The following is a 25,916-nucleotide window of genomic DNA, read 5'->3' on the forward strand; positions in this document are numbered from 1 at the left end:
TTACTAACTTTTCATTAGCGAGCGGTCAACAGAAATGATCATATTCCTTGGAGCTGACTCTAAGTCAAGAAAAAATACAATAAAAATGAATTACTTTTTTCACAAGGAAAAAGGCTTGACTTGAAGCGGACTCCAAATGATAGTCTGAATTGAGGCGTGTAAAAGGAGAAAAGATGAAATCCAGATCATTACTGATCGTACTTGCTTCTTTTGTAGTTATTACAATGGTCGCTTTAATTGTTAAGCGGGGAACACGCGGCAATCTTGCTAATATGGATTCTGCTAGTGCACAAAGCGATATAGCTTCTTCTGGTACTGTAAACGGGCGTGATTCATCTTCGGTTATCAGTGGCCAGCTTCCGATCAACGCTAGCCGATCTTCATCGCAAGCTCCAATAGAACAGCTGCAATTCATAGAAAAGAGGAATAACAAATGAAAGAAAAACGCGAATTAGGCCGTAACGGCTTACTAGTTGATGCCATGGGCCTTGGCTGCATGGGGATGAGTTTTGCTTATGGCGACCCTAAAGATCCCAAAGAGATGACTTATCTGCTTCAGCAAGCGGTCGAATTAGGCGAGACCTTCTTTGACACAGCTGAAGTTTACGGCCCCTTTACTAATGAAGCACTGTTGGGTAAGGCTTTAGCACCTTACAAGGATCAAGTCACGATCGCCAGCAAATGCGGTATTCGCATTGAAAACGGCAAACAAATTGTCGATGCCAATTTAGACGGTATTAGAAAGTCATTAGAGGGTTCGCTTAAGCGCCTAGATCGCGACTCGATCGACCTTTACTTTCTTCACCGGGTAGATCCTAAAGTACCGATTGAAGATGTGGCTGAATTAATGGGCCAATTCAAAAAAGAAGGTAAAATCAAGCATTGGGGTCTCTCTGAAGCTGGCTTGGAAACGATTAAACGCGCTAACGCTGTGACGCCTTTGGCTGCTGTCGAAAGCGAATACTCGCTTTGGACCAGGGAACCGGAAAAGGAACTTTTCCCATTATTGGAGCGTCTTGGCATTGGATTTATCCCATTTAGTCCCTTGGGTAAAGGTTATCTAACTGGTGCGATCAATGCTAACACTCAGTTTGCTGAGAATGACGGCCGCAGTAATCTGCCTCGTTTTACCAAAGAAGCAATTGCCGCCAACGAAAAACTGCTTGATCTGATTGATCGTTTTGCCAAGTCTAAGCAGGCAACGCCAGCACAGATTGCTTTGGCTTGGATTCTGGCGCAAAAGCCATGGATTGTGCCGATTCCTGGTACGACCAAGTTATCTCGTTTGAAAGAAAATCTTGGTGCTTTGGATGTTAAATTCACAGAGGACGAATTAAATAATTTGAATGAATCCTCCAAAGAGATTAAAATTACCGGCAATCGCTATTCTGCCGAACTTGCCAAAAGGGCTGGGAAGTAATCTATCAAAGGATGGTTCAAGCTAAAGGACACAATAAAAAAATTCTTCTGATTATAACAGCAGCAGTTCTGCTGCTGTTTCTTTTTGTTCTTGCTTATTTCCTGATTTATGGCCGACCGGCTAAAGCTGGTAATCGTGCTAAAAGTGTACCGACTTTGTACTTGCATGGTTTCGGCGGCACGGCCAATTCTAGCAATGACATGATTGCTTATGCTGTCAAGCATCAAGGCGCGACGAAGGTCCTGACTGCCCGCGTTTCGCCTTTTGGCAAAGTTCACTTACAGGGCAGCTGGCCTAAAAATGCCAAGCAGCCTTTGATCCAAGTTCTGTTCCAGAATAACCGCAATGGCAACTACAATGAAGACGGCCGTTGGCTGCGCAATATTCTTCAGGATTTGAGAAAGAATTATCAGATCAAGCGCGTCAATGTTGTGGCTCATTCAATGGGTAATTTGGCGCTGATGTATTATCAATTAGCTGATGGCAATAATCCGCGTTTGCCGCAAATTAATAAACAAGTTGACATTGCCGGGCACTTTGACGGCATTGTTGGAATCGACGATCAGCCAAACCGTAATCGTTTATTGGCTAAGGGTCGGCCGCGTTACTTGAATAGTTATTATCGAGTGATGCTCGCCCGCCGTAATCGCTTTCCTGAAAATCGTGTTGATATTTTAAATATTTTTGGTAATTTGGAAAACGGCAGCAATTCTGATGGGGATGTCACTAATGTCTCGGCACGTTCTTTAAAATATTTGTTGAATGGCCGCTATAAAAGTTATCGCGAAGTCGAGATTAAGGGCCGTCAAGCACAGCACAGCCGGTTGCATCGCAATAATCAGGTTAATCGTTTGATCGGGCGTTTTCTTTGGAACAAATAAATTGGAATTGATCAAAAGGGGCAATACAGGTGAGTGAGATCGATCATATTGAAGTGCGGGGCGGTAACGTCAATAATTTGAAAAATATTGACGTTGATATTCCGCTGAATAAATTTGTGGCCATTTCCGGGCCTTCGGGTTCAGGAAAAAGTTCATTAGCCATGGGCATTCTCTATTCGGAAGGTTCTAAGCGTTATCTTGACGCTTTGTCGACATATACCAAGAATCGTATTGGACAGGCCAAAAGTGCTCAGGTACGGTCTGTCAAACATATTCCCTCAGCTTTGGCCTTACGCCAACGGCCAAGCATTCCTTCGGATCGTTCAACAGTTGGTTCAATGAGCGAAATTTTCAATGTTGTTCGTTTGATTTTTTCTCGTCTAGGTTCGGTTGCCTGCCCCAACGGACATCGTTTGGAACCAAGTATGGCGATCGCTCAAGCAATGGCTATGTCGGGCGAGAAAATGGGACAGATAACATGCCCGGTCTGCGGTGCTGCTTTTATGGCAAAAAGTGCTGAGGATTTTTCGTTTAATTCGACCGGTGCTTGTCCCGAATGCCATGGCTTGGGGCGTATCCGCGAACTTGATCCGGAGAAAATTATTGACGATGAGAATAAGACGCTAGCTGAAGGCGCTGTAGCTTCTTGGCGTTTGCCAGGACGGAATTTTATGCCGACTGTGGTTGCTAATATCGGCGTTCGTACGGATGTCCCTTATAAAGATTTGACGGATAAAGAAAAAGATATCGTCCTGCATGGTGAGAAAAAACAATACAAAGTCGATTTCAGAAGCAGTACAGGCCGCGTGTTCCATACGGACAAAGCTCTCTATGAAAATGCCTATGATGCAGTCTATGATTCTGTTAAAAGTTCTAAAAGCGATCGGTCAGTAGCTCGATTAAACGCCTTCTTTCATTTTTCAACTTGTCCAGTTTGCCATGGCACACGCTTGAATCCGGACTTATTAACGCAATTAGTAGCTGGCCTGACGATTGTACAAGTTGGCAATCTGACTTTAAGCCAATTACCCGAATGGGAGCGCCAAACTAAAGCCCAACTGCCAGCGGATATGCAAAAGATGGCCGGGGCCTTGTTTGCCGATCTTGATAATAATCTGCAGCCTTTATTAGAGTTGAGCCTTAGCTATTTGACTTTATCTCGAAACGGCAACAGCCTGTCAACGGGTGAATTACAGCGGATTGAACTTGCCAGAACGCTCAGAACGGAAACAACTGGTGTTTTGTATGTCTTGGATGAGCCTTCAATTGGCCTGCATCCGGACAATATTCGCGGTCTGATTCATGTCATGCGTGCCTTGATTGCACAAGGCAATTCACTTGTCGTCGTGGACCACGAGAGCTCGATTATTGCGGCAGCAGATTGGGTGATTGAGATTGGCCCGGGATCTGGGGATGCTGGCGGACGCGTGATTGCTGAAGGGACGCCTGAATCTTTGACACATAATCCAAAATCTTTGATTGGCCCCTTTATTTCAGGCAAGGCTCAGATTTTGCGGCCCAAACAAGCAGCATTGACAGATTTGTCGAAAAAATTGCACGAAACGCATTTAACCGTATCGAATTATTTTAATCTGCATAATGTTGCTATCGAATTTCCTGATAATCGTCTGACAGCCGTCACGGGTTTTTCCGGTGCTGGCAAGACTAGTTTGATTTTAGATAGCTTGGTCAATGCGATCCAAGATAAAAAACGCGGTCTCAAATTGCCAAAACAGGTGACTGAATTAAATACTGATCTGCATGAAGTGATCAGTGTGGATTCATCGCCAGTTGGTAAAAATGGCCGTTCGACCTTGGCCACATATACAAGTATCATGGACAATTTGCGGCATATTTTCGCGTCATTACCAGCCGCAAAGGCCAAACATTTCGGTATTTCTTACTTTTCATACAACAGCAAAGAAGGCGCTTGCCCACACTGCGGCGGAACTGGCACAATGACTCTAGACGTTCAATATTTACCAGATATTGAAGAGGTCTGTCCCTATTGTCATGGCACACGTTTCATTGATGATGTTCAAAAAATACTCTGGCACGGTTATTCAATTGTTGATTTATTGAATCTGTCTGTCGAAGCTGCTTTACCGGTTTTTAAATCGGAGACGGCTATTGAGCGGCAGCTTCAGCTTTTAGCAGAGGTTGGTCTGGGTTACCTGCATCTTGGTGAAAGTACCCCGAGCTTGTCAGGTGGTGAGGCCCAGCGGCTAAAACTAGCCAAACATTTAACGCGCGGCCAAAAAGGGGCACTGTTTGTCTTTGACGAGCCATCCATCGGCCTTCATCCCAGGGACGTTCAGATCCTGTTAGGTGTCTTAGACAAGCTGAAAGAAAATGGTGCAACGATTATCGTGATCACACACGATATGACTATTATGATTAATTCTGATTATTTAATTGATCTGGGGCCAAAGGGCGGCAGTGACGGTGGTAAAGTGATGGCATTTGGACAGCCCTTGCAATTAATTCAGCATCCTACCAGCATCACTTTGACCTATTTACAGAAGTACTGGGATCATTTTCAGGCACAGACAAGCGTATAAAAGAAAAGAAGAGGAATTTTAAAAATGATTATTGTTTATTTTTCACAGTCCGGCACGACGGCTCAAGCAGCTAACGAGCTGCACAAGCTGACTCAGGCAGCGATTTATCGTTTAGAGCCTGTGAAGGCTTATCCAAGTGATTTTTCGACACTTGCTGATCGGGCTAAATCTGAAGTTGAACAAGATATTCATCCGCAGCTTCAAGATCAGAAACTTGATTTATCCGGAGAAACGAAAATCATGCTTGGCTTTCCGACTTGGTGGCATCAAGCACCAATGATTATCGCTAGTTTCTTTGATAATTACGACTTAAAGGACAAGGAAATTCTGCCCTTTACGACAAGTGGACAAAGCTCGATCAAAGAAAGTCTGCCTTCAGTCAAAAAGTGGGCGATTGCATCAGGAGCACATGTCGGTGCTGCTTTAACAGCTAATGCAACAGCAGCTATTACGAAATTCGTCAATGAGAATGATCTTTAAATTAAAAAAGCCAAGAGCTTTTATTGCTCTTGGCTTTTTTTAACACTTTTTTACATCGTGAGGCGTTCATCAATTAAACGATTACCTGCCACACCAATTTTTCTTAAATTGCTTTCGACATTTAGGACGATAGCAGCAGAACCAACAATAATAAATCGTGCAGCACTGATTTCCGTTTTGTCTAAAATTGACGTCAGATTTTCTTGTGTGAAACGAGCTTTTTTTACGTCGTATTTGAAATGGGCATCATTATTTTTTAACGAAAGAAAGTCGTCATCATAGTAAATTGCTGAGTTGCGATGTGTACTCCAGATTACATGTATTGCTGCCTTGTTAGCGTATTTAACTGCCAAACTTCGTACAGGTGCAATACCAGTGCCCAAACCATATAAAACCACTGGCTGTTTTTTCTTGGCACTATCAGCTACAATTGCGTCCAACATACCGAATGGCCCTTCTAATTGCACATCGCTGCCGATAGCAACGCGATTAATTGCTTTGGTGAAGTCCCCCAAACGCTGAATTGTAAAAGTCACAACCTTGTGTGATTCGTCTGAAGAAGAAGTGACAGAAAAGGGGTGTGCCTCGCTAGATATAACGGGGTTCTTTTTGAATTTCAAAAAGAAAATATCGCCAGCTCGGTAATCAGCGGCCTTCTGTCCCAATTTAATAACCAATTGCTGCGTGGTTGCATCTAGTGGGAAGTTGCCAATTACCTGTCCGCTATATTTCTTTTGATCATATGAAATGAATTGATGCCAAGCATAAGCAGACAGAGCGAAGATCGTATAAATATCAAAAATGATGATGAAGTTTGTAATACCGCTGATTCGTCCGATCAAGTGAACGTGCAGCCAAATGAGTCCGATGATGACGAAATTCAATCGGTGAATCCACAAAGATAGTTGGTGTTTGAATATAAAATGAAGCTGGTTTTTGATTCTTTTAAGAAACCTCATTCGATCCACTAGCCAGCCTGACATGAAGAAAATAGCATAAGCAATGCTGAAAATTGACAAATACCAGGCATAGTTACCAAGATTTTTAATTGTTTCATCAATCGAAAAAGCCTGTAATTTGTGCAGTGTTGCAAAGGATAAAGCCAAGACGCCCAATAATGCGTGAGCAAAATACATGCTTGGGAGCCCGATCAAACGATCTAACCATCTTGGCCTCGTCGATAAGAAGACAATTGTCAGCCACCAGACATAAGCAACCACGCCGAAACTATAGATTAAAATATTTTGTCTGGTATCAACCAAATTTTGATTTAGGAAATAAACAAGCGGCGCTGGAATGGCTACTAGGATGATCAGCCAAGTTGCGTACAGGGCCGCTTCATGTCTCTTTAACATAATTCACCTCATAATTTTAGTATCCAAGTGACGTAAGCCAACGATCAACTCTGCCTTGGACGTCGCCGCGGGAATATGCAACATCGCTTCCTCGAATGGCCAAACCTTTCAAAATACGGGCTTTGGGATATTGCCTGCGTAGTACTTCGGGGTAGTTAGCTAAGCCGGACCCCTCGTGTGTCGAGAAGGGAACGACATTTTTGCCATTCAAATCCACTGCGTCCAAGAATGTATGAACGACCATTGGATAATCTCCCCACCATACTGGTGCACCGATAAAGATTGTGTCATACTGACTGACATCAGGGATAGGATTTTTAATTTTCGGTCGTGCGTTGTCATTTTGTTCCTGCTGGGCAACCTCCGATGTTCTGTCAAAGCTCTTTGGATAGTCTTTGACAGGGACTATTTCATATTCGACGCCATTGGTTTTGCTTTTGATCATATCGGCGATCTGCTTCGTATTTCCGATTTTTAAAACTCTGTTCTTGTAAATACTGGATGCAGCTTCACGCCTAGAAAAATAAACGATCAGTGTTTTCTGTTTTCCTTTAACTTTGTCGCCTTGATTATTAGATGATACATTTTGATTGACGGTTGTGGTTGGTGAATTTTTGTTCTGGCCGCGCAGAAGATCGAATCCGATAACGGCGGTCGCGATAATGGCGATAGCGGCGATAAATAGGGTAACACGGGTTTTCATGAGTAACCTCTTTCTAAAATAGGATGGGGGTCCGCTCTTTTTTAAGAACGCGATTTAGTAAAAACTTGGTTTGGGATAGTCCTCGGTTCCGGGCTCTGCAATTCCAACCGAAGCTCGAAGATCCCGTGTTGGATCGGCGATTAAATCTAAGACATATTGCGTGATCGCCTGTCGTGTGACCTGTGCACCGCGAAATGGTTCTTCCTTTTGAATTGTAAAGTATCTTGTGTTGCCAATTTGGTTATATAACCAAGTCATGCGCATATAGGTATAGTCCAAATCGCTATTTTCAATCTTATTGATCATTTCGCGACGTTCAGGCGAGATTTCACCCATTATGCGTTTATTCCAACGCCCAAATTCACCAACAACTTCGTTATAAATACTCAAAGCACCAGCGATGATTAGGCGCTTCACATGGTTAGTATCCATTGCCGAAATCATTGTGCTGACTACTGGCAAACGATCAAAGTCCAAGTAAACCAAATCTTGTTTTGCGATTGCATTAGTGACGGCTTGCTGATCGGTCAGATCACCGGAAATAAGTGTGACACGATTGCTAGCTGCGTAATCTTGCAAACGCGTATCAGCGTTTCGTGCAAATAAAGTCAAATCGTGCGTTGTTTCTTTTAGCAATCGTTCTGTCAATTGCCGCGAGATTTGACCCGCAGCCCCGAGAATAATAATTTTCATGTATTGCTCCTTTTTGATCTAATTACCAAATGATAAACCTTGGAGTACACTCCAGGTCAAGGTCTTGAAGGAAATCAGTTGTTTCATTGTAAGCACCTGGTTAGGACTATGTTCATTGTCTTAAAAAATATTAAAAATTAAAATGTTGCTGACAAAACTCGTCAAATTCATTTTTTTCTAAACACTTAAAATAGTCGGATTGACTGGTATCAGTTAAAAAATAGAAAGCAGCGGATTGGTTAGGTGGCAGATAAGACAGTCTGAATTTAGTGGACTATAATATTTCTCGACTGGGCCAGATAAGTTATGAGGATCAGTACAGCACATTTGAGAGCTTTATCAAAGAATATCAGTTAGTGATGATTGTTCAGGAAACGCTTCGGACGATACTTTCAGGCTAATTGACCGTATTTTTGCAAATTTCTCATCCCATTTTGCAATGAATTATTCTGGCATAATCGCAATTAATATTGCTGGCTCGATAGTATGTCATTTGATCGGCCTAAAAGTTAATACGGAAGGGACAATTATTTTATGAATATAAAAGAGGCAAGTGAAATAACTAAAGTTAGTTCTGATACAATCCGCTACTACGAAAAAGTTGGTTTGATTCCGCCAATTAATCGGACGAGTTCCGGTATTCGCGATATAGATGAGCGAATTATTGGTAGAATCACCTTTGTTCGTCAGATGCGGTCGGCTGGTATGAGTATTGAAAATCTATTGCTCTATATCCATTTAGTAGATTCCAGTGAGGACCATATCGCTGAACAAAAGGATTTATTGAAACAGCAGTTATCGGTCATGGAAGAAAAGCGAGATGACCTGCAAGCTGCCATCGATCATTTGACTTGGAAACTGGATCATTACGAAGACCACATGGTCAAAGCCGAAGCGGAATTGGCCCGTTTGAAAAAAAAGCACGTCCAAGATCAGACTATTGATTGATTGAATCTGTCTACAAAAAAAACACGCCAATTCGACGTGTTTTTAATATAGAAAAAGCAGTTATTGCTTTTCGTTTTCGACAATTTTCACAAAATAATCATGGAAACGACTATCACCAGCTAGTTCCGGATGAAAGGCACAGGCTAAGAAGCGGCCCTGCCGGCAGGCCACTATATGGTCTTCGTAGGTTGATAGAACTTGTACATTGTCCGCCACGCTTTTTATATATGGCGCACGGATAAAAATACCATCAAAGTTTTCTGCAACATCCTTGATATCCAGTGTTGTTTGGAAACTATCTACTTGACTGCCGAATGCGTTGCGCTTGACATCAATATCTAGTAAGCCGAGATGGGGACCTTTACGTCCTTCAATTTGTTTAGCCATTAGAATCAGCCCAGCACAAGTGCCAAAAACAGCCTTTGTTTCGGCAAATTTTTTAACTGCTTCAAAAAGACCACTGCGGTCCATTAAGCGCCGCATCGTTGTACTTTCGCCACCGGGCAGTACTAAGCCGTCCAAACCAGAGAGTTCTGCCGGATGTTTGACTGTTACTGCTTGTGCGCCGGATTTTTCTAATGCTTTTACGTGTTCGCTAACAGCGCCTTGAAGCGCCAAGACACCGATTTTTACCGTCATGGACAACTCCTTAAATCCCGCGTTCCTGCATGTGTTCAGCCGGTGTCAGGACACTCATATCGATGCCCTTCATCGGGTTGCCTAATCCCTTGGAAAGCTGGGCGATGCGAGCGTAATCTTTATAATAGGTTGTTGCTTCAACGATTGCTTTAGCAAATTTAGCCGGATTTTCGGATTTGAAAATGCCTGATCCGACGAATACGCCATCGGCACCCAATTCCATCATTAAAGCAGCATCAGATGGTGTTGCCACGCCGCCAGCAGCAAAGTTAACGACGGGCAGGCGGCCAGCTTTTTTAATTTCCATTAAAACATCGTAAGGCGCACCCAATTCTTTGGCATAAACCATCACTTCATCTGAGGACATGCCAACCAATTTGCGAACTTGACTGTTAACCAAACGCATGTGGCGAACAGCTTCTACAATATTACCAGTGCCGGGTTCGCCTTTAGTACGAAGCATTGCAGCACCTTCACCAATTCTTCTTGCAGCTTCGCCTAAATCACGGCAGCCGCAGACAAAGGGAATTGTAAAAGCCTTCTTATCAATATGATAAACATCATCGGCGGGCGTCAAAACCTCACTTTCGTCGATATAGTCGACTTTCATAGCCTCGAGAACCCTTGCTTCGACGATATGCCCGATTCGCGCTTTAGCCATGACTGGTATCGAGACAGCATTTTGTACCTGTTCAACAATAGCCGGGTCAGCCATTCTTGCAACGCCGCCGGCTTTTCGAATATCTGATGGGACGCGTTCCAAAGCCATAACGGCTGTTGCACCGGCTTCTTCGGCGATCTTAGCCTGTTCTGCATTGATGACATCCATGATGACGCCGCCCTTTTGCATTTCGGCCATGCCTCTTTTAACGATTTGTGTTCCTTTTTCTGCCAATTTTTACCTCCGAATAATTGTCTTTAATAATAGCTTAAACACCATCTAGTTTAAATATGTACAAGCAAAAAGTATGCATTTGCTAATGATGTTTTGAAATCACAAATCGTCTGAGTCAGAAAAAAGTTTTGAGAAATACCTTTCCGGCGAATCCAAGAAATTGCGTAAAAAAGATACTTGCGGAATCTGGTCGTAACTGATTTTTCGCAGCCCGTCGTCCGATAACTGAATAATGTCTGCTTTCGGGTAAGCCATGATAATCGGCGAATGCGTTGCAATAATAAATTGAGCTCCTTGCAGGACGGCTTCATGAATCAGATAAATAAGGGATAATTGGTTTTCCGATGTCAGCGGAGCCTCGGGCTCGTCTAATAGGTAGAGGCCATTGGGCCTGAAACGTGTTTTAAAAATTTCCAGAAAAGCCTCGCCATGCGACACCTTATCCAAATCAATCGGGTACAAGTGTGCCAAATCATACAAGGTATGCAGATAGGGGATACGGGCCAAACTATGCGGGTCGTCAATCTGATCTAGTTCCTGCTGTGCATCATATTTTCTTTGCTGCGTCTCTCTGATAAAAGAAATAAAGTCATCGGCTCGAAAAAAAAACCACGTTTATTCTGCTGCTGCCAGTGCAGACTCAGATAAGGTTCGATTTTTTCGATTGCAGCATATTCGGGATTATGCAATAAAGGCTGTCCAGTCATGGCTATCGCTTGATTCGATAAGGCAATAGCTTCCATAAGAGAAGATTTGCCTGATCCGTTGTCACCCACGAGAATTGTCACGGGAGTCGAGAAGCTTATTTTTTTCGTTTGCAAAAACCAGGGCAGATTTAAAGGATAGGTATCTGCCTTCTTGGTGCTCGTCTTGAAAATGATTTCTTTTAGCAGCATAAACTAAGTTTAAAACTCGGGCGGCGGCCTATGACAACAAAAATTCCAACAATCGTCCCTAAAGTGAGTCATTAAATTTCAGCAATAGCGAATCGCCGAGATTGCTTTGCGATTTCAGTGATATCGAAAACTATTATGATAAAGATTGCTTTTAAAAACACAGTCATTTCTCTTTCAAAGTGAGAAAAAAACTCTATAATATATACTTATTGCACTTAGGATAATGTTTCATTTGCAAACTCGTTAGACCAGAAAATATTTTGGTACGAGATTGCGAGTAGTCAACAAAAAGTTATGAAATCCGCAATAACTAAAATTTATGACAATTCTGACCAGGCGATTAAAGAGTATTCGCTAGAAAATGCTCACGGTGTTCGAATTTCAGTCAATGGTCTTACGGCATCTTTGGACGGGTATGCTTTTTCTCAGTCGATTGACCGATCAATCTCTTTGGACCAGAGCATATTTCACACGCGACAGTATGCTCATGACCAGCATGCAGAAGTTACTGTTCATGAAAATTCATTGACATTCACGTTGCCACCACTAAAGCAAAAAAGCGGTGATCCAGAAAAACAAATTTCATACAGTTTGTTTGAAGATGACTCTCTATCGGCTAAATTCAGTAATGGCCAATCCACTGAACAGAATTTGAATTTAGAACATGGCCTTTGGCCTCAATTACAGCTATGGGCTGATAATTACCAGCCAATCACTCTATCCGAACTGTCTCTGGGAAAAATCCGAACGGATTTTTCTAACAGCGGAATGCGGCCCTGGCCTGATCGAACACAATTTTTTGATTGGCAGAGTTTTTTGGACCAAACGGATAACATGCCAGCATTGCTTTTTGCTCTAGCGGCGCGAGATGAACGGGAACAAGCAGCGCTAGTGTTTCAAAACCAAACTGAAACACAACGTCTGGAGATCTATAGCAACGCCCAGCAGCTGATGTTTCAAAAAAAATCATTTGCGTCACATTCATTTTTAACCCTTAATTTTTTCTTAGCATTCAGCCAGAAGCAATCAGCACTACCTTCAAACCGGGATCTTTGGATTAATTACAGAATTTACACATAACAAAGGACAACTTTATGCATAGCCTGACTGAAGGAAAGCCTCTTAAATTAATAATTTTCTTTACGATTCCGCTGCTCTTAGGGAATCTCTTTCAGCAATTGTATACGCTGACGGATACAGTTATTGTCGGACGCACGCTAGGTGTTAATGCTCTAGCTGCAGTCTCTTTGGCTACAACCCTCAATTGGCTGCTGGTGGGTTTTGCACAAGGATTTACTGCAGGCACTGCAATTATTACGGCTAAACGTTTTGGTGCCGGAGATTTAAGAGGCGTTCGCCAGTCTATGGTGACGACAATTTTCTGTACAGCCGCGCTGACAGCTATTATGACGTTTATTGCTGTTGTCTTTAATAAGGAAATTCTGCAATTAATGCAAACGCCGCAAGCCGTTATGGAGCAGGCAAATATTTTCCTCACAATCTTGTTAGGATTTATGTTTACAACGATGAGTTATAATCTCGCGGCCAATGCCATGCGCGCTGTTGGCAATTCGCGTGCGCCGTTGATTTTTCTTATTGTGGCTGTTTTTTTCAATATTGTTCTTGAATTACTCTTCATTGTTGTTTTTTCTTGGGGAGTTGCCGGTGCAGCCTTTGCAACCGTGATTGCGCAATTTATTTCCGGTGCAATTAGTTTTGTCTATATCTATCGGGTTCTGCCTGTTTTGCAAGTTCATCGCCATGATTGGCATACAAGCTGGTTAGACATTAAAGAGCATCTTCATTCTGGTTTGCCGATGGCTTTTCAGAATTCAATTATCGCGATTGGTGCCGTTATTCTGCAAACAGCTTTGAATACCTTAGGCACCGATTCTGTTGCGTCTTCAGGTGCAGCTTCACGAATTGACCAACTGGCAACTTTGCCAATGATGAGTGTGGGGATCACAATGGCCACTTTTACAGCCCAGAATCTTGGCGCAAAAAAATACTCACGCATTTTAGAGGGAGTGAAACAGGCTTTGTTTGTCAGCGGCAGCTGGGCTGTCTTAATGTCGATTTTGGAAATTAATTTCGGCCATTATCTGATTCAGTTCATTTTGGGCTCCGGAAGTCAGCAAAACAATGTACTGGCACTTTCCCGCACCTATTTTCTGGTTAACGGCGGGCCCTATATCTTGCTGGCCACTCTATTCCTGATACGGTATACCTTACAAGGCCTGGGCAATGCATCGGTACCCACGGTAGCCGGTATCTTTGAATTATCTATGAGAGCTTTCGCCGGCCTCGTTCTTGTCGGCTTATTTGGATATACTGGGGCGGTTCTTGGGTCGCCTTTAGCTTGGGCGGGATCTTTGCTAGCTTTGACGCCAGCTTGGTTTTCGGCACGACGAAAATTGACTAAATTAAAAGATGGTCAGGAAGTTGATATACACCTAGAAGGCCGTTAAACAAGGGCCGCTAAACAAGAGCCAACTTTTTAGGGTTGGCCTTTCGGGCCGTTTCCGTTTATAATAATAGTCAGGAATGGTCAAATAATGGCAGAAGCGAATATATCAGATTTAATTGAACAATACTTAAAAGAAATCCTCAGTCAGGATGATTTTGCTGAAATTAAACGCAGCGAAATCGCCAGTCGTTTTGCTGTTGTGCCAAGCCAGATTAATTACGTGATTAATACACGATTTACACTGCAAAACGGTTATGTTGTCGAATCCAAGCGAGGCGGCGGCGGATATATTCGTATTGAACATGTTGACTTGGTTGACGATACCAAAATTTTCGATGAACTGATCGATTATATCGGTGATTCGATTGGTGAGAATAATGCTGGACAAATTATTACGGCACTATTGAATGATAAAGTGGTCAGCGAACGTGAGGCAAATCTGATGGCGGCAGCCATTGACAAGAATTCTTTGCGGATTTCTGATAAAGTATCTGAAAACACAGTTAGGGCTCGTGTCCTTGTTGGCATGGTCAATCGACTGAGATTTGAGAGTACAAACACACATGGATAATCAATACACAACTTCAGCAAAAAATGTTTTACTTCTAGCCCAAGAACAGGCGAAGTATTTTAAACATGAAATTGTCGGTTCCGAACATTTGTTATTGGCTTTGGCACTCGAAAAAGATGGTTTGGCCAGCAAAGTTCTTCAAGACTATAACGTTACCGATGATGACATTAGAAATGAAATCGAACAATTTACAGGCTACGGTTCGCATGAGAATGTGACAGCCGGCTTTTTGGCTTATTCGCCAAAGGCACAGGAAATTTTAAAAAATGCTGCCTTACAGGCACAAAGCTTGGGTGCAAAAAAAATTGCGACAGAACATCTGTTGTTGGCTCTGCTAAATGACGAGTCCATTCTTAGTTCGAGGATTTTAGCCAGTCTTGATGTTCGTCTGCAGGATTTGACGAAAGCTGTTTTCAAGCGAATTGGTGTTGATCCAACGCAGCAGCGGGCAGCTCAGGTACAAAATCAGTCTAATCAAGCCGGAACGCCGACACTTGATTCAATGTCTCGGGATTTAACTGCGATGGCTCAGGCAGGCCAAATTGATCCAGTCGTCGGACGAGACCAAGAAGTCCATCGGGTGATTCAGATCTTGAGTCGCCGAACGAAAAATAATCCTGTCTTGATTGGTGAACCTGGTGTCGGAAAGACGGCGATTGCCGAAGGATTAGCCGAGAAAATCGTCAGTGGCCAAGTACCTTTTGATTTAGCTCATAAGCGTTTAATGGCATTGGATATGGGTGCTTTGATTGCTGGTACCAAATATCGTGGTGAGTTTGAAGATCGTTTAAAGAAAATTATTAACGAAATTCACAACGATGGGCAGGTCATCCTGTTTATTGATGAATTGCATACATTAATAGGTGCAGGCGGTGCTGAAGGTGCATTGGACGCTTCAAATTTACTAAAGCCAGCTTTAGCTCGAGGTGAACTGCAGACAATCGGTGCGACGACCTTTGATGAATATCAGAAGTATATTGAATCTGATCAGGCTTTGGAACGGCGTTTTGCCAGTGTAACGATTGATGAACCGAATGAAGATGATTCGGTACAGATTTTAAAGGGTTTACGCCCTCGATATGAAGAACATCATCATGTTAATATTTCTGATCAGTCAATTGAAGCAGCGGTTAAATTAAGTTCGCGTTATATCACGGATCGGTTCCTGCCGGATAAAGCGATCGATTTGATGGATGAAGCGGCAGCTAAAGTCAGAATTGATACGGTTCAGCCCGAAGATAAAAAAGCCGAATTGGAAAAACACCTGGCACAGTTGCGGGATCAGTTGGATGATGCTGTTTCCTCTGGGGATTTTGATAAAGCCACTAAAATCCGCCAGGATGAAATCAAGATTAGAAAACAATTAGCCTTGATTGAGACGGATACGTTAATTAATGGCAGCAAAGGTCATGGTTATGGTTTAACCGTGACTGAAAAAGATATTGCTGAAGTCGTTGGTCAGCAAACTGGCGTACCAGTGACACAGCTGCAAAAGTCGGAATCTGATCGTTTACTGCATTTGGAGGCGATTCTGCATCGCCGAGTTGTTGGCCAAAACGAAGCCATCTCTGCTGTGGCACGGGCTATTCGTCGCGCACGGTCTGGTATCAAAGATCCTAGTCGGCCGATTGGTACCTTTATGTTCCTTGGGCCGACTGGTGTTGGAAAGACTGAATTGGCTAAAGCACTGGCCGAGGCAATGTTTGATTCTGAAGATAATATGATTCGTGTTGATATGTCTGAATACCAAGAGTCATACTCTGCTTCGCGTTTAATCGGTTCAGCACCTGGTTATGTCGGCTATGACGAAGGCGGACAATTGACTGAGCGGGTTCGCAATCATCCTTACTCAGTTGTTTTGCTAGACGAGGCTGAAAAGGCGCATCCTGATATCTTTAATTTGCTGCTTCAAGTATTTGATGATGGCTATATGACGGATTCTAAAGGACGCAAGGTCGATTTTAGAAACACGATCATTATTATGACATCGAACTTAGGTGCAACGCGTGTGCGTGATAACAAGCATGTTGGTTTTGGTGCTATTGAACCGCAGGACAATTATCAGGCGATGTCCAGTGAAATTCGCGCAGCCTTAAAAGAAAGGTTCCGTCCGGAATTTATCAATCGAATTGATGAGACAATTATCTTCCATTCTCTGAACAAGACTGAACTGCATAAAATCGTTGAATTAATGAGCCATGGTATTTTGGAGCGTGTCGCTGAACAAGGTGTTGCGATTAAAATGAGTAAAACGGCCATTGACTTAGTTGCTCAAGCTGGATTTGATCCCGAATATGGTGCTCGTCCAATTCGCCGCGCCTTCCAAAATAATGTCGAAGATGTAGTGTCTGACGCATTACTGTCCGGCAGAATCAAAGCTGGTGATTCGGTGACGGTAGGTGCTAAAAGAGGAAAAATCGATCTATTAATCCACAAACAAGCGGAAAAAAGTAAATGAATGATCAGGGCCTGCCACTAATTGGTAGGCTTTTTTCAATATAATGGTATTATGGCTGATTATGTAAAAGATATTCGTGCAAAGGTTGGACACATGCCGCTCATCATGGTTGGCGTTGGTGGGGCATATATTAAAGATGATAAAATTCTGCTGCAAGAACGTGCCGACACCGGCGGCTGGGGGCTGCCAGGCGGCTATATGGAATATGGCGAACGTGTTGAAGAGACGCTCAAACGGGAATTTAAAGAAGATGCCGGCTTGGAAATTTTGTCCTATCGTTTCCTAACTAATTTTGATCAGGAATTTTTCACTTATCCCAACGGTGATCAGACACAAGTATTGACACCTTTTTATCTCGTAACAGCTGTTAAAAATCAGCCGGCTGCATTTGATAAACATGAAACAAAAGCCATCGCTTTTTTTGATTTTGATCATTTGCCTGAGATCCATTTCGCATCACACAAAAAAATTCTGGCCTATTTACAGACTTTGTTATAATAATTTTAAAGAGGTAAGTCCAGTGAAGAATACATTGATTTTAAATAGATAAAATTCGAGATTGGTGTATTTTTAATATTGTTTGAAACCACCGATTTCTAAAAGGTGGTTTTTATGTCTCTAAATATTACAAAATTAGAAAAAAGAGTTGATGGCCAACAGCTGTTTACGGTTGACAAAGCGTTTATCGAAAATCGGGCGCGTGTTGGGGTTATCGGAGATAACGGTCAGGGCAAGACGACGCTCTTAAATATAATTGCTGGCCGAGATAAGGACTTTAGCGGGCAGCTGCACGTTAGCGGTTCTTTGGCCTTTGTTGCTCAAATAAATGATTTTGATCAGCTATCTGGCGGACAGCGTGTTCGACGTTTGATCGAAGAAGCTCTATTAAAGCGTCCGGATTTATTGATCTTGGATGAACCCACGACACATCTGGATCAGGAAAACGTCAATTGGCTGCTGGGCAGATTGAAAAAGTTTTCCGGCAGCGTGCTGGCTGTTTCTCATGACCGCTATTTTCTTGACCAGTTTGCTCAAGAAATCTGGGCTTTTCAGGATCACCAGTTAACGGTGTTTCCGTCAACTTTACAAAATTTTTTGGACACACGGGCAGCACAAGCTGAAAGTCAAGCCGCCGCATTCAAGGAGAGCCGCAACAAGAAAAAGAAGCTCCAGCAGGCGGAAAACAGGGTTCGTGGCGAAGCACAAAGGATTAGCAATCATAGTGTACGGGATCCTTTTCATGCTAAAGTCGCCAAACAGATGTTTCAAGTGGCGAAAAATCTGCACCGCCATATGGATAATTTGAATGACGTTTCAAAACCTTTTGTCCAAAAAAAGCTGAAACTGCAGCATCCGCTTCATATGGCTGCCGGCAAAAATCTGATAAAAATTTTGAATTTGGACGTTGTCCGAGATGGGCAGACACTGGTTTCCGATCTGACTTTTTCCATCGCTGCTGGTGATAAAGTAGCTTTAATCGGAGAAAATGGTTCTGGCAAGACGACTTCCATCGAAAAAATTTTACAAGCTCAGCCGCCGCAAGTTACAAGAGCCGATAATCTGAAAATCGGCTACTTTCATCAAGACCTCAGCCAAATACGCAATGATCGCAATCTCTTAGAAAATGTGCTTGATGGTTCTTTGGAAAATGAACAGACAGCGCGAGACTTTTTAGGCGCTTTTGGTATACGCCGAGATAAAGTTTTTCAAAAAAGCGGCAGTTTATCAGGTGGTGAGAAAATCAAATTAGCTTTGATTAAAGTCCTATTATCGGATGCTAATCTGCTGATTTTAGACGAACCGACAAATTTTCTCGACTTATCGGCGATTGAGGCTTTACAAGATTTCTTGACGGCTTATACGGGCGGTTTACTGATCATTTCTCATGATTTGACTTTGATTCAGGCAGTTTCAAATAAGATTTTAAAAATCGAGGCACAACGTATAATTGAGGTATGAGTATTTTAGATGAAACTTTTCAATTGAATAATCAAAACAAAATTCCAAAAATTGCTTTTGGCACTTGGCGATTAGCCGATGGGGACCAAGCCTATCATGCTGTCGCGGAAGCTTTGAAAATTGGCTACCGCCACATTGATACGGCTTTTCATTATTTTAATGAGCCTTCTGTCGGCCGTGCAATCAAAGATTCTGGCATTGATAGAAAAGATATTTTTCTGACGACAAAATTGCCGGCTGAAATTAAAAATCATGATGATATTTTGAAGAATTTCCAGGAATCTTTGGACCGCCTACAGACAGATTATGTTGATCTCTATTTGATTCATGCACCATGGCCATGGTCTGATATTAATCTAGATTATCGCTATGATGGTGCTAATCAGGAAGCTTGGCAGACAATGGAAGAGATTTATCGTTCCGGCCGTGCCAAGGCAATCGGTGTTTCGAATTTCGATGTCCACGATTTGAAAAATCTGCAAACCATGTGGACCGTGAAGCCGGCTGTCAATCAGATTGAATATTATATTGGCTGGACACAACCAAAAATTACGGCCTTTACGAAATCACTCGGTATTCAAGTCGAAGCCTATTCACCGCTGGCGACCGGCGGCTTGGCAACGCAAGATGAGATCCAGAAAATTGCGGAAAAATATCAGGTTTCTGTTCCGCAAATCGCGCTGAAATATGTGCTGCAAAAAGATATTCTGCCTTTGCCAAGAGCAACAAAATCCGAACATGCCAAATCCAATGCGACGCTTGATTTCCAACTTTCAGACGCTGACATGGCTATCTTGGACCGAATTCCCGATACAGGCCAGGCTCGCCATAATGTGACAATGGGCTAAGCCGGCGGATGAATGCAACTATGTCAGAGGGTACCTTGGACATCAAAAAGCTGAGAATGATGTAAAGGAAGCTCGAAAACCAGCGATTAGCCGAGACAATCTTTTTCAAGTAGTGTTTACAATTTTAAGTAATTCTTTCTTTATTTCATGTGTTACGAGAAATACATGTTAGTCTTTATTAGACTTTCTTTTAATGTTTTGGCAATCTTAAATGTCTCATAAATGATTAGCCAAAAAAAATTTGCAAGCTAGAATAAGGGGTATATGATCAAATTTGAGAGAATTTACGGATCCGAATCAAAAGGGTATCGGGTTTTAATTGATAGGCTTTGGCCGCGTGGTGTCAGTAAAGAGAAAGCTGCGATTGATCTTTGGGCAAAAGAGATTGCGCCATCCGAAGATTTGCGGCAGAAGTACCACGATGAAGATTTAGATGAGATGGCTTTTCGCGCAATTTATTTGACAGAATTATCCAGCAATCCAGCTACTGTCGAGTTTTTGCAGACTTTAAAAGATCATCCAGATAGTATTTTGCTGTATGCCTCTAGAGAGAACCATGAGAATAATGCTAAAGTTCTCGCAAATTATCTAACACGTCAGGGAGTTGCTTTTGAAACGGGTTCAAGCAGCACAAACGAAACAACACAAGCTTGATTATCAGCATGTTGTGCATCCCTGGCCGCCACTTTATGATGTACACTCTCAAGTTTTGCTGCTTGGGTCGCTGCCATCACCCAAATCTTTATCTTTCGGTTTTTATTATGGCAGTCCGCAAAACATTTTTTGGCAGACTTTAGCTAAAGTCCTCGGCCAAAAAGAGGCTGATAAGACCATAGAATCGCGTCGCAATTTTGCTTTAAGGAATCATGTTGCTATTTGGCAGACGCTCGCAGAAGCCGATATTATCGGTTCCCAGGATGCGACAATTAAAAACCCGGTTGCAAATGATTTTACAAATTTATTAGCAAGCTCACAAATTCAAACGATTTTTACAGAAGGCAAAAAATCAACAGAGCTCTTCAATCAGCTAGTGGCACCGACAATTGGCCAAAAAGCTATTTACTTGCCTTCGACTTCGCCAGCCAATCGTGCCACACAGGCGAAACCAATTTTCATGGCTCGTTGGTCTTTAGTTAAACAAGCACTTGAGGGTCAGGCTGTCCAATGAGACAGCTTTTTTATTGACAGTTTTCACAATGTTTTTATTTTCACAAATGTATGCTATATTGAGTTTGTAAATTTTTGTACAAACTAATACAAAAATCGAAATAAACTACCTAAAAAGAGGTCGGAGACAAAAATGAAAGCAGCTCTTGTTCGAGAAAAAAATGATGGATTTGTTGATTTAGTAGATGACTGGGAGCCTCGTAAACTGGCTTTTGGTGATGCTTTGGTCGATGTTGAATACTGTGGTTTATGCCACACGGATTTGCATTGTGCAAGCGGAGATTTTGGTGATCCTAATACCATGGGAACGCGCAACGGCAGTTGGCGCCGTGTTATCGGTCATGAAGGTGTCGGTATTGTTTCTAAACTTGGTGAAGGTGCGGATCAGTATTTGAAAGTCGGTGACCGTGTTTCAATTGCTTGGTTCTATGATGCTTGTGGTGTGTGTGATTATTGTGTTTCAGGCAATGAGACGTTCTGCCGTAAGGTAAGAAATTCTGGCTATACTGTTGATGGTGCGATGGCTCAACAAGTTGTTGTGAACGCAAAATATGCAGTGAAGGTGCCATCCGATTTGGATCCAGCGGCTGCTTCTTCCATCACGTGTGCCGGTGTCACGATGTATAAAGCATTGAAAGTCGGTGAGACGAAGCCTGGTCAGTGGGTATCAGTCCATGGTGCTGGCGGACTTGGCAACCTAGCTGTTCAATATGCACATAATGTTTTCGGCGCGCACGTTGTTGCTATTGATGGCAACCCTGATAAATTGGAAGCCGCTAAAGAAAACGGTGCCGATATTATTGTTAATCGCAAAACTGAAGATGTCGTTGCTAAAGTTAACAAATTAACTGGTGGTGTTCATAATGCCCAAGTAACGGCTGTCAATGATGCAGCCTTCTCTCAAGCTGTTAACGTTCTTCGCCCATTGGGCAAACTAGTTGCCGTTGCATTACCTCAAGGCGATATGGCTTTGAATATTGCTAAGACAGTCTTAGATGGTATTGAAGTTCGCGGTTCTTTGGTTGGCACACGTGCAGATTTGAAAGAAGCCTTCCAGTTTGGCGCTGAAGGCAAAGTCACACCAATCGTTGAAAAAGTTGATTTGAAAGATATTAATGATGTGATTGAAGAGATGAAAGAAGGTAAAATTACCGGACGTAAAGTCTTTGATTTTACTCATATGTAAATCTAAAAAGAATGATTAAAAAAGCTCTGGTGATTTCTTGCCAGAGCTTTTTATTTTATTTCAATCGTGAAGATTTCGGCGTTTTCCAGGTAGAGGTTATTTAAATTCTGCATTAGTAAAATTAACCAGCCAAAAGCTAGCCCAAATGAAATGATTTCAAAAGCCGTTAGCGACAGGTAATGAACCCACTGAAACAAGATTTCCGATAAGGCTAGCAAGCCGGCAAAACCATAGGCTGTTAGCAGAAATTCTCTTGTAATACCTGGCAGCAACCAGCGAATACCAATAATTATCAGTAGAATAAATGCAACAAGCAGATTGGATGTCCACCAATGCAGCTGATGCAGCCAATCGATGGCGCGATTATTTTGAAAAACACCGACTAACCCGAAGGCGATTGACGAGCCTGTCAGCAAAATCCGTAGAATCCGTGTTTGAATTGTGATGAATTTAGGAATTAAAGACAGCAGTGAAAAAATATAATCAATCAAAGTCAGCATAATCGAGGCTGAAAAAATGAGGGTGAAATTAAACTGCCACCAGTTGTTTGATAGATTAGAACCGAGGTAGGAGAAATTAATTTGCCACCAATTTTGCTGTTTATTTGTAATCATGGATAAAAAGATGCCGCCCACTAAGGTCAAAATCAGCGTAGTCGTGATTGTAGAGAAATTAATCGATAATGCAGCATTCATCATTAAATAACAGGAAATGCCCACAAAACCGGCTATTAAGGCTGAACTGGTATAACGATCAAGCATGACGCCATGGAAGGCTAAATCGATGAAATAAAAGCAGAATGAAGTGATTGAGAAGTTCAAAATCGTAAATGCGATTGATAATGTCAGAACGGATCGAATTTTGCTCCAAAGGCTGGCCATGACTAATTGTTTGCCGCCTAACAGAAGCAGCGCAGCTAAAAAGACAACAAAACCAAAGACGACAGCTAGATAGATGGTTATTTGACTGATCGAATTTCCACCTGATAGTTTAACGTAACGTGTTTTTTGAATGAAAAAGTTGATTAGTGCAACAACGCCAGCCAACAGAGCAGGCAGCATAAACCATCGCAGTGATTGTGTCTGACTATTGGCTTTTTCAGGCTTTGGCTGAATAATGATTCGGTCACGATCAATTTGAGCCAGCAATTCATCACCGTAATTCAGGGACAATTTATCCAAAGCTTTCTTTGGAATTGAAATATGTATTTGCTGATTTTCTACCACGCACTAATTCTAAACTATTTATGACTTCATTTAGGCTCAGGATGAGGCGTGCCCGATTCCTTTTATCAAGCTTTTTTGAAAATTTGGACGATTAGCTGACTTTTGATAGACTAAAAGTGTAGAATATTTAAGTTCGGATGGATACCCAAGTGGCTGAAGGGGTCGGTCTAGAAAACCGATAGGTCGTGTATGCGGCGCGAGAGTTCGAATCTCTCTCCATCCATATTGATATGTTGACAAGGCACTTTAACCGTACGGTTGAGCGCTTTTATTTTTACTGATTGACATTCAAAGTTCCGTTTACTACTTTGCCTTGTTTTTGCAACTGTTGAAGTCGGTCATATATAAATTTGCTTAGTACTATGGCAACCTTCATTACACACAGTTCAACCTCTGTCTTTTTGTTGGCTAAACGTTTTATGTTGATCTGACCGTAATCAGCATCAACTCGAGTTATGAGATTTCAATGTGATATATCTGGAATCTGATAGTTAAATTTAAAATTGGCTCCTTTGAGGATATACAAAAACGATCTGCCTTGTGATCCCAGTGCCCAGGTAGATCGTCTTTGCCAGTATCTAGTTTTCGGATATTGTCATCATGCTATTGATAAATTTAGGTGATTTAATTTCGTTAACTAGTGCAGTTGTATAATCCTGATAGCCGATAATTGATTCGCTATTTTGGTTTGTTAGCACAACATCGGTTCCGAGTGAATAGTCATCCGTTTCTGGACGGGAATACTCAAAATTGACAGCTGGAGCAAAAAAGGTCCATGGGAATTGGGCATTTTCTTTGAGATATCGATAGGCTTTTTCAAAATTAATTGAAGGTGTCCTCATAAATCCTAAATTATCGTAGATTTTGCCGGTCCTCGAGTCGTCCGTATATAAATGGCCAGCAGAGCCCACTACTAATAATCTAGTCTGAGATCCATTTAATATCGAGACCAGATGCTGAGCTACGTCAATATGCTTTTTCTCATCACCTATGGGAAAACCGATTGCATTGATGAGGATATCTAAATCGGATACATCCTTTTTTGAAATATCGAAAATATCCCGCTTCTGATAGGGCACATTTTTTACTAATTTCTTAGGGTGCCGAACAAAAGCCGTGACATCCATACCTGCTTGTAAACATTTGTCGGTGATGAGACTACCAGACTTGCCGCTTGCAGCAATAATTCCAACTTTCATGAATTGCCTCTTTCTTTTTCATTTCTCTTAGCAAGTTACTTTAAACTTCTATTTTCAATAAAATCAATGTGTAAATCACGTTCTTTAAACAGCCAGCGATTATCTTTTTTTATCAAGGTGTCCTCATATCGGATATACATGACCATTAGACTCTTTGCGTCTTTTCCCTCGTTTTTAATATGATGCGCAATTGTGTAAACGTAGGCCTTGGCCTCATTTTCGTTTTTGATTGTGATTTTCTTTTGGCCGATAAAATGGAAGGTTTTTTCGTATTGGTTTAGTCCCGAAAAACCATCTAGTAAAGCTTGGGATCCTGAAATAATTTGCGGGTCATTCGGTTTTCCAGGGAAATAAACAGCTGTTTTTGCATCATCAGTAAATAAAGCCAACTGGGAATCGGCCTGTCTGGTGTCGGCAAAAGTTGCGTAATCATCAATTAAATTTTCTATTTCTTGAGTATCGTTCATAGCCAGTGCCTCTTAAGATTTTGATTTCTAAAATTTATTATCATTTTCCAAATGACAAATTGATGCTAGCATGCTAGAGTTGGTCTAGTGCAAGAGAAAAAAGAGATCATGACTAGTAAAGTTGAAAAAAATAGATATATTGGAGACGTATCAGCAGAATTCGGGCTTAGTATTTATGCTCTACGATATTATGAAAAAATCGGTTTATTAAACGTTCCTAGAGATGAGAACGGCATCCGTTTATTTGATGCTGATAATCTAGCGCGTGTGGATGCGATTGTGCACTATCGGCGAGCTGGTTTAACAATTAAACAAATTCAACATATTTTTGTGACTCCCGATCAGGATGAACAGCATCTACAAATTCTTTTCAAAGCCAAGCGGGATCTGAATCAGAAGATATCTGATTTGATGGAGACAATGAAATATTTGAATTTCAAAATAGATTATCATCAAACACATTTAAATGAAAAAGAAAGCCACACGCGATAAGCGATATAGGCCAGTTTCGATTTGTTGCTTACTCTTTGGGCGCTAATTTATCAATGTAACACTTGCTTTATTGATCGTATTCCTTGTTTATTCACTTAGGTGGCAGCGTCTCTTGATTGCTTGAATCAAAACGCTTATAAATAAAAGAAAGAAGGCATGATGAAAAATCCCAAAACGAGACGTCAACTCTATATTGCGGCCGATTCTGTTTGTGCCGTAGCTTTTTTCTATATGCTGATCATGGGAACTGTGACTTTTGTAAGAGCTTATATGCATGGACATAGCGTGGCTTTGTCAGCGATTTACGTGATTGCTGCTTTGCTGGCACTTTATTGGACAGCTAAAAATTTAAAACGGGATTTCAAAATGAATCACCATTAAATTCTGCAATTATCCCGAGGAAAG

General features: G+C 41.9%; 26 protein-coding genes, 1 tRNA gene and 1 pseudogene. 19 read left to right on the forward strand and 9 right to left on the reverse strand.

Annotated features, from left to right (window positions below; translation table 11 throughout):
- The first annotated feature begins 173 nt into the window (after positions 1-173).
- The 5 genes from ABF487_RS06825 to ABF487_RS06845 are packed head-to-tail and all read left to right on the forward strand — an operon-like array spanning position 174 to position 5,342.
- Complete coding sequence (locus tag ABF487_RS06825) at positions 174-437, forward strand: hypothetical protein (RefSeq protein ID WP_263779949.1); 264 nt, start codon at positions 174-176, stop codon at positions 435-437.
- Positions 434-1,420 (forward strand): aldo/keto reductase, encoded by a 987-nt coding sequence (locus ABF487_RS06830; RefSeq protein WP_415634895.1) that lies wholly within the window; start codon positions 434-436, stop codon positions 1,418-1,420. The genes ABF487_RS06825 and ABF487_RS06830 overlap by 4 nt, the downstream gene beginning before the upstream one ends.
- A gap of 11 nt (positions 1,421-1,431) precedes the next feature.
- Positions 1,432-2,301 carry an alpha/beta hydrolase gene (locus tag ABF487_RS06835; RefSeq protein ID WP_007745730.1) on the forward strand — a complete coding sequence of 290 codons (870 nt, stop codon included), beginning with the start codon at positions 1,432-1,434 and terminating at the stop codon, positions 2,299-2,301.
- 29 nt (positions 2,302-2,330) lie between these two features.
- Positions 2,331-4,862, forward strand: a complete 2,532-nt coding sequence (locus ABF487_RS06840; protein WP_415634896.1) for an ATP-binding cassette domain-containing protein — start codon at positions 2,331-2,333, stop codon at positions 4,860-4,862.
- A gap of 24 nt (positions 4,863-4,886) precedes the next feature.
- On the forward strand, positions 4,887-5,342 hold the full coding sequence (locus ABF487_RS06845) for a flavodoxin (RefSeq protein ID WP_263779953.1): 456 nt from the start codon (positions 4,887-4,889) through the stop codon (positions 5,340-5,342).
- 50 nt (positions 5,343-5,392) lie between these two features.
- On the opposite strand, the gene ABF487_RS06850 is transcribed toward ABF487_RS06845, so the two are convergent.
- Genes ABF487_RS06850 through ABF487_RS06860 form a run of 3 tightly spaced genes read right to left on the reverse strand, consistent with a single transcriptional unit; the run spans position 5,393 to position 8,093 of the window.
- Positions 5,393-6,697, reverse strand: coding sequence for an iron reductase (locus tag ABF487_RS06850; RefSeq protein WP_415634897.1), 1,305 nt, complete (start codon positions 6,695-6,697; stop codon positions 5,393-5,395).
- 16 nt (positions 6,698-6,713) lie between these two features.
- Positions 6,714-7,400: a flavodoxin gene (locus ABF487_RS06855; RefSeq protein WP_415634898.1), complete on the reverse strand. Its 687-nt coding sequence runs from the start codon at positions 7,398-7,400 to the stop codon at positions 6,714-6,716.
- Positions 7,401-7,454: 54 nt separating this feature from the next.
- Positions 7,455-8,093, reverse strand: a complete 639-nt coding sequence (locus ABF487_RS06860) for an NAD(P)H-binding protein (RefSeq protein WP_415632709.1) — start codon at positions 8,091-8,093, stop codon at positions 7,455-7,457.
- A gap of 534 nt (positions 8,094-8,627) precedes the next feature.
- On the opposite strand from ABF487_RS06860, the gene ABF487_RS06865 reads away from it, so the two are divergent.
- Positions 8,628-9,041, forward strand: a complete 414-nt coding sequence (locus tag ABF487_RS06865; RefSeq protein WP_415634899.1) for a MerR family transcriptional regulator — start codon at positions 8,628-8,630, stop codon at positions 9,039-9,041.
- 60 nt (positions 9,042-9,101) lie between these two features.
- Here the strand turns inward: ABF487_RS06865 and pdxT are convergent, their stop codons facing one another.
- From pdxT to ABF487_RS06880, 3 genes and pseudogenes are all read right to left on the reverse strand, one after another.
- Positions 9,102-9,680 carry a pyridoxal 5'-phosphate synthase glutaminase subunit PdxT gene (gene pdxT / locus ABF487_RS06870; RefSeq protein WP_415634900.1) on the reverse strand — a complete coding sequence of 193 codons (579 nt, stop codon included), beginning with the start codon at positions 9,678-9,680 and terminating at the stop codon, positions 9,102-9,104.
- Between the two features lie 10 nt (positions 9,681-9,690).
- Positions 9,691-10,575 (reverse strand): pyridoxal 5'-phosphate synthase subunit PdxS, encoded by an 885-nt coding sequence (gene pdxS, locus ABF487_RS06875; RefSeq protein ID WP_415634901.1) that lies wholly within the window; start codon positions 10,573-10,575, stop codon positions 9,691-9,693.
- Between the two features lie 99 nt (positions 10,576-10,674).
- Positions 10,675-11,471: pseudogene (locus ABF487_RS06880) on the reverse strand (AAA family ATPase).
- A gap of 294 nt (positions 11,472-11,765) precedes the next feature.
- Between ABF487_RS06880 and ABF487_RS06885 the strand changes: the two are divergent.
- From ABF487_RS06885 to adhP, 10 genes are all read left to right on the forward strand, one after another.
- Complete coding sequence (locus tag ABF487_RS06885) at positions 11,766-12,551, forward strand: hypothetical protein (RefSeq protein ID WP_415634902.1); 786 nt, start codon at positions 11,766-11,768, stop codon at positions 12,549-12,551.
- Between the two features lie 14 nt (positions 12,552-12,565).
- Positions 12,566-13,939, forward strand: coding sequence for an MATE family efflux transporter (locus ABF487_RS06890; protein ID WP_415634903.1), 1,374 nt, complete (start codon positions 12,566-12,568; stop codon positions 13,937-13,939).
- Between the two features lie 87 nt (positions 13,940-14,026).
- Complete coding sequence (locus tag ABF487_RS06895) at positions 14,027-14,509, forward strand: CtsR family transcriptional regulator (RefSeq protein WP_007745749.1); 483 nt, start codon at positions 14,027-14,029, stop codon at positions 14,507-14,509.
- Complete coding sequence (locus tag ABF487_RS06900; protein WP_415624860.1) at positions 14,502-16,967, forward strand: ATP-dependent Clp protease ATP-binding subunit; 2,466 nt, start codon at positions 14,502-14,504, stop codon at positions 16,965-16,967. The genes ABF487_RS06895 and ABF487_RS06900 overlap by 8 nt, the downstream gene beginning before the upstream one ends.
- A gap of 51 nt (positions 16,968-17,018) precedes the next feature.
- Positions 17,019-17,465: an NUDIX hydrolase gene (locus tag ABF487_RS06905; protein ID WP_263779965.1), complete on the forward strand. Its 447-nt coding sequence runs from the start codon at positions 17,019-17,021 to the stop codon at positions 17,463-17,465.
- A 114-nt stretch (positions 17,466-17,579) separates the two neighbouring features.
- The gene (locus tag ABF487_RS06910; protein WP_415634904.1) at positions 17,580-18,926 is read left to right on the forward strand and encodes an ABC-F family ATP-binding cassette domain-containing protein; all 1,347 of its coding nucleotides are present in this window, start codon (positions 17,580-17,582) and stop codon (positions 18,924-18,926) included.
- On the forward strand, positions 18,923-19,774 hold the full coding sequence (locus tag ABF487_RS06915) for an aldo/keto reductase (RefSeq protein ID WP_415626221.1): 852 nt from the start codon (positions 18,923-18,925) through the stop codon (positions 19,772-19,774). Before ABF487_RS06910 ends, ABF487_RS06915 begins: the two co-directional genes overlap by 4 nt.
- 264 nt (positions 19,775-20,038) lie before the next feature.
- Complete coding sequence (locus ABF487_RS06920; RefSeq protein ID WP_263779968.1) at positions 20,039-20,428, forward strand: DUF488 domain-containing protein; 390 nt, start codon at positions 20,039-20,041, stop codon at positions 20,426-20,428.
- The gene (locus ABF487_RS06925) at positions 20,385-20,942 is read left to right on the forward strand and encodes a DNA-deoxyinosine glycosylase (RefSeq protein ID WP_263779969.1); all 558 of its coding nucleotides are present in this window, start codon (positions 20,385-20,387) and stop codon (positions 20,940-20,942) included. The genes ABF487_RS06920 and ABF487_RS06925 overlap by 44 nt, the downstream gene beginning before the upstream one ends.
- Positions 20,943-21,074: 132 nt before the next feature.
- Positions 21,075-22,127: an alcohol dehydrogenase AdhP gene (gene adhP / locus ABF487_RS06930; protein WP_007745756.1), complete on the forward strand. Its 1,053-nt coding sequence runs from the start codon at positions 21,075-21,077 to the stop codon at positions 22,125-22,127.
- Between the two features lie 50 nt (positions 22,128-22,177).
- On the opposite strand, the gene ABF487_RS06935 is transcribed toward adhP, so the two are convergent.
- On the reverse strand, positions 22,178-23,353 hold the full coding sequence (locus ABF487_RS06935) for an AbrB/MazE/SpoVT family DNA-binding domain-containing protein (protein ID WP_263779970.1): 1,176 nt from the start codon (positions 23,351-23,353) through the stop codon (positions 22,178-22,180).
- 135 nt (positions 23,354-23,488) lie between these two features.
- Between ABF487_RS06935 and ABF487_RS06940 the strand changes: the two genes are divergently transcribed.
- Positions 23,489-23,576 (forward strand) — tRNA-Ser (locus ABF487_RS06940).
- 355 nt (positions 23,577-23,931) lie between these two features.
- On the opposite strand, the gene ABF487_RS06945 is transcribed toward ABF487_RS06940, so the two are convergent.
- Complete coding sequence (locus ABF487_RS06945) at positions 23,932-24,552, reverse strand: NAD(P)-dependent oxidoreductase (RefSeq protein WP_007745794.1); 621 nt, start codon at positions 24,550-24,552, stop codon at positions 23,932-23,934.
- Between the two features lie 35 nt (positions 24,553-24,587).
- Positions 24,588-25,019 (reverse strand): nuclear transport factor 2 family protein, encoded by a 432-nt coding sequence (locus ABF487_RS06950; RefSeq protein WP_263779974.1) that lies wholly within the window; start codon positions 25,017-25,019, stop codon positions 24,588-24,590.
- A 108-nt stretch (positions 25,020-25,127) separates the two neighbouring features.
- On the opposite strand from ABF487_RS06950, the gene ABF487_RS06955 reads away from it, so the two are divergent.
- Together ABF487_RS06955 and ABF487_RS06960 are read left to right on the forward strand one after the other, a co-directional pair.
- Positions 25,128-25,511 carry a MerR family transcriptional regulator gene (locus ABF487_RS06955; protein ID WP_007745797.1) on the forward strand — a complete coding sequence of 128 codons (384 nt, stop codon included), beginning with the start codon at positions 25,128-25,130 and terminating at the stop codon, positions 25,509-25,511.
- Between the two features lie 159 nt (positions 25,512-25,670).
- The gene (locus ABF487_RS06960; RefSeq protein ID WP_263779975.1) at positions 25,671-25,892 is read left to right on the forward strand and encodes a hypothetical protein; all 222 of its coding nucleotides are present in this window, start codon (positions 25,671-25,673) and stop codon (positions 25,890-25,892) included.
- The last annotated feature ends 24 nt before the right edge of the window (positions 25,893-25,916 follow it).

Source organism: Oenococcus sp., from assembly GCF_047725585.1.
In the GTDB taxonomy this organism is placed as follows: domain Bacteria; phylum Bacillota; class Bacilli; order Lactobacillales; family Lactobacillaceae; genus Oenococcus; species Oenococcus kitaharae_A.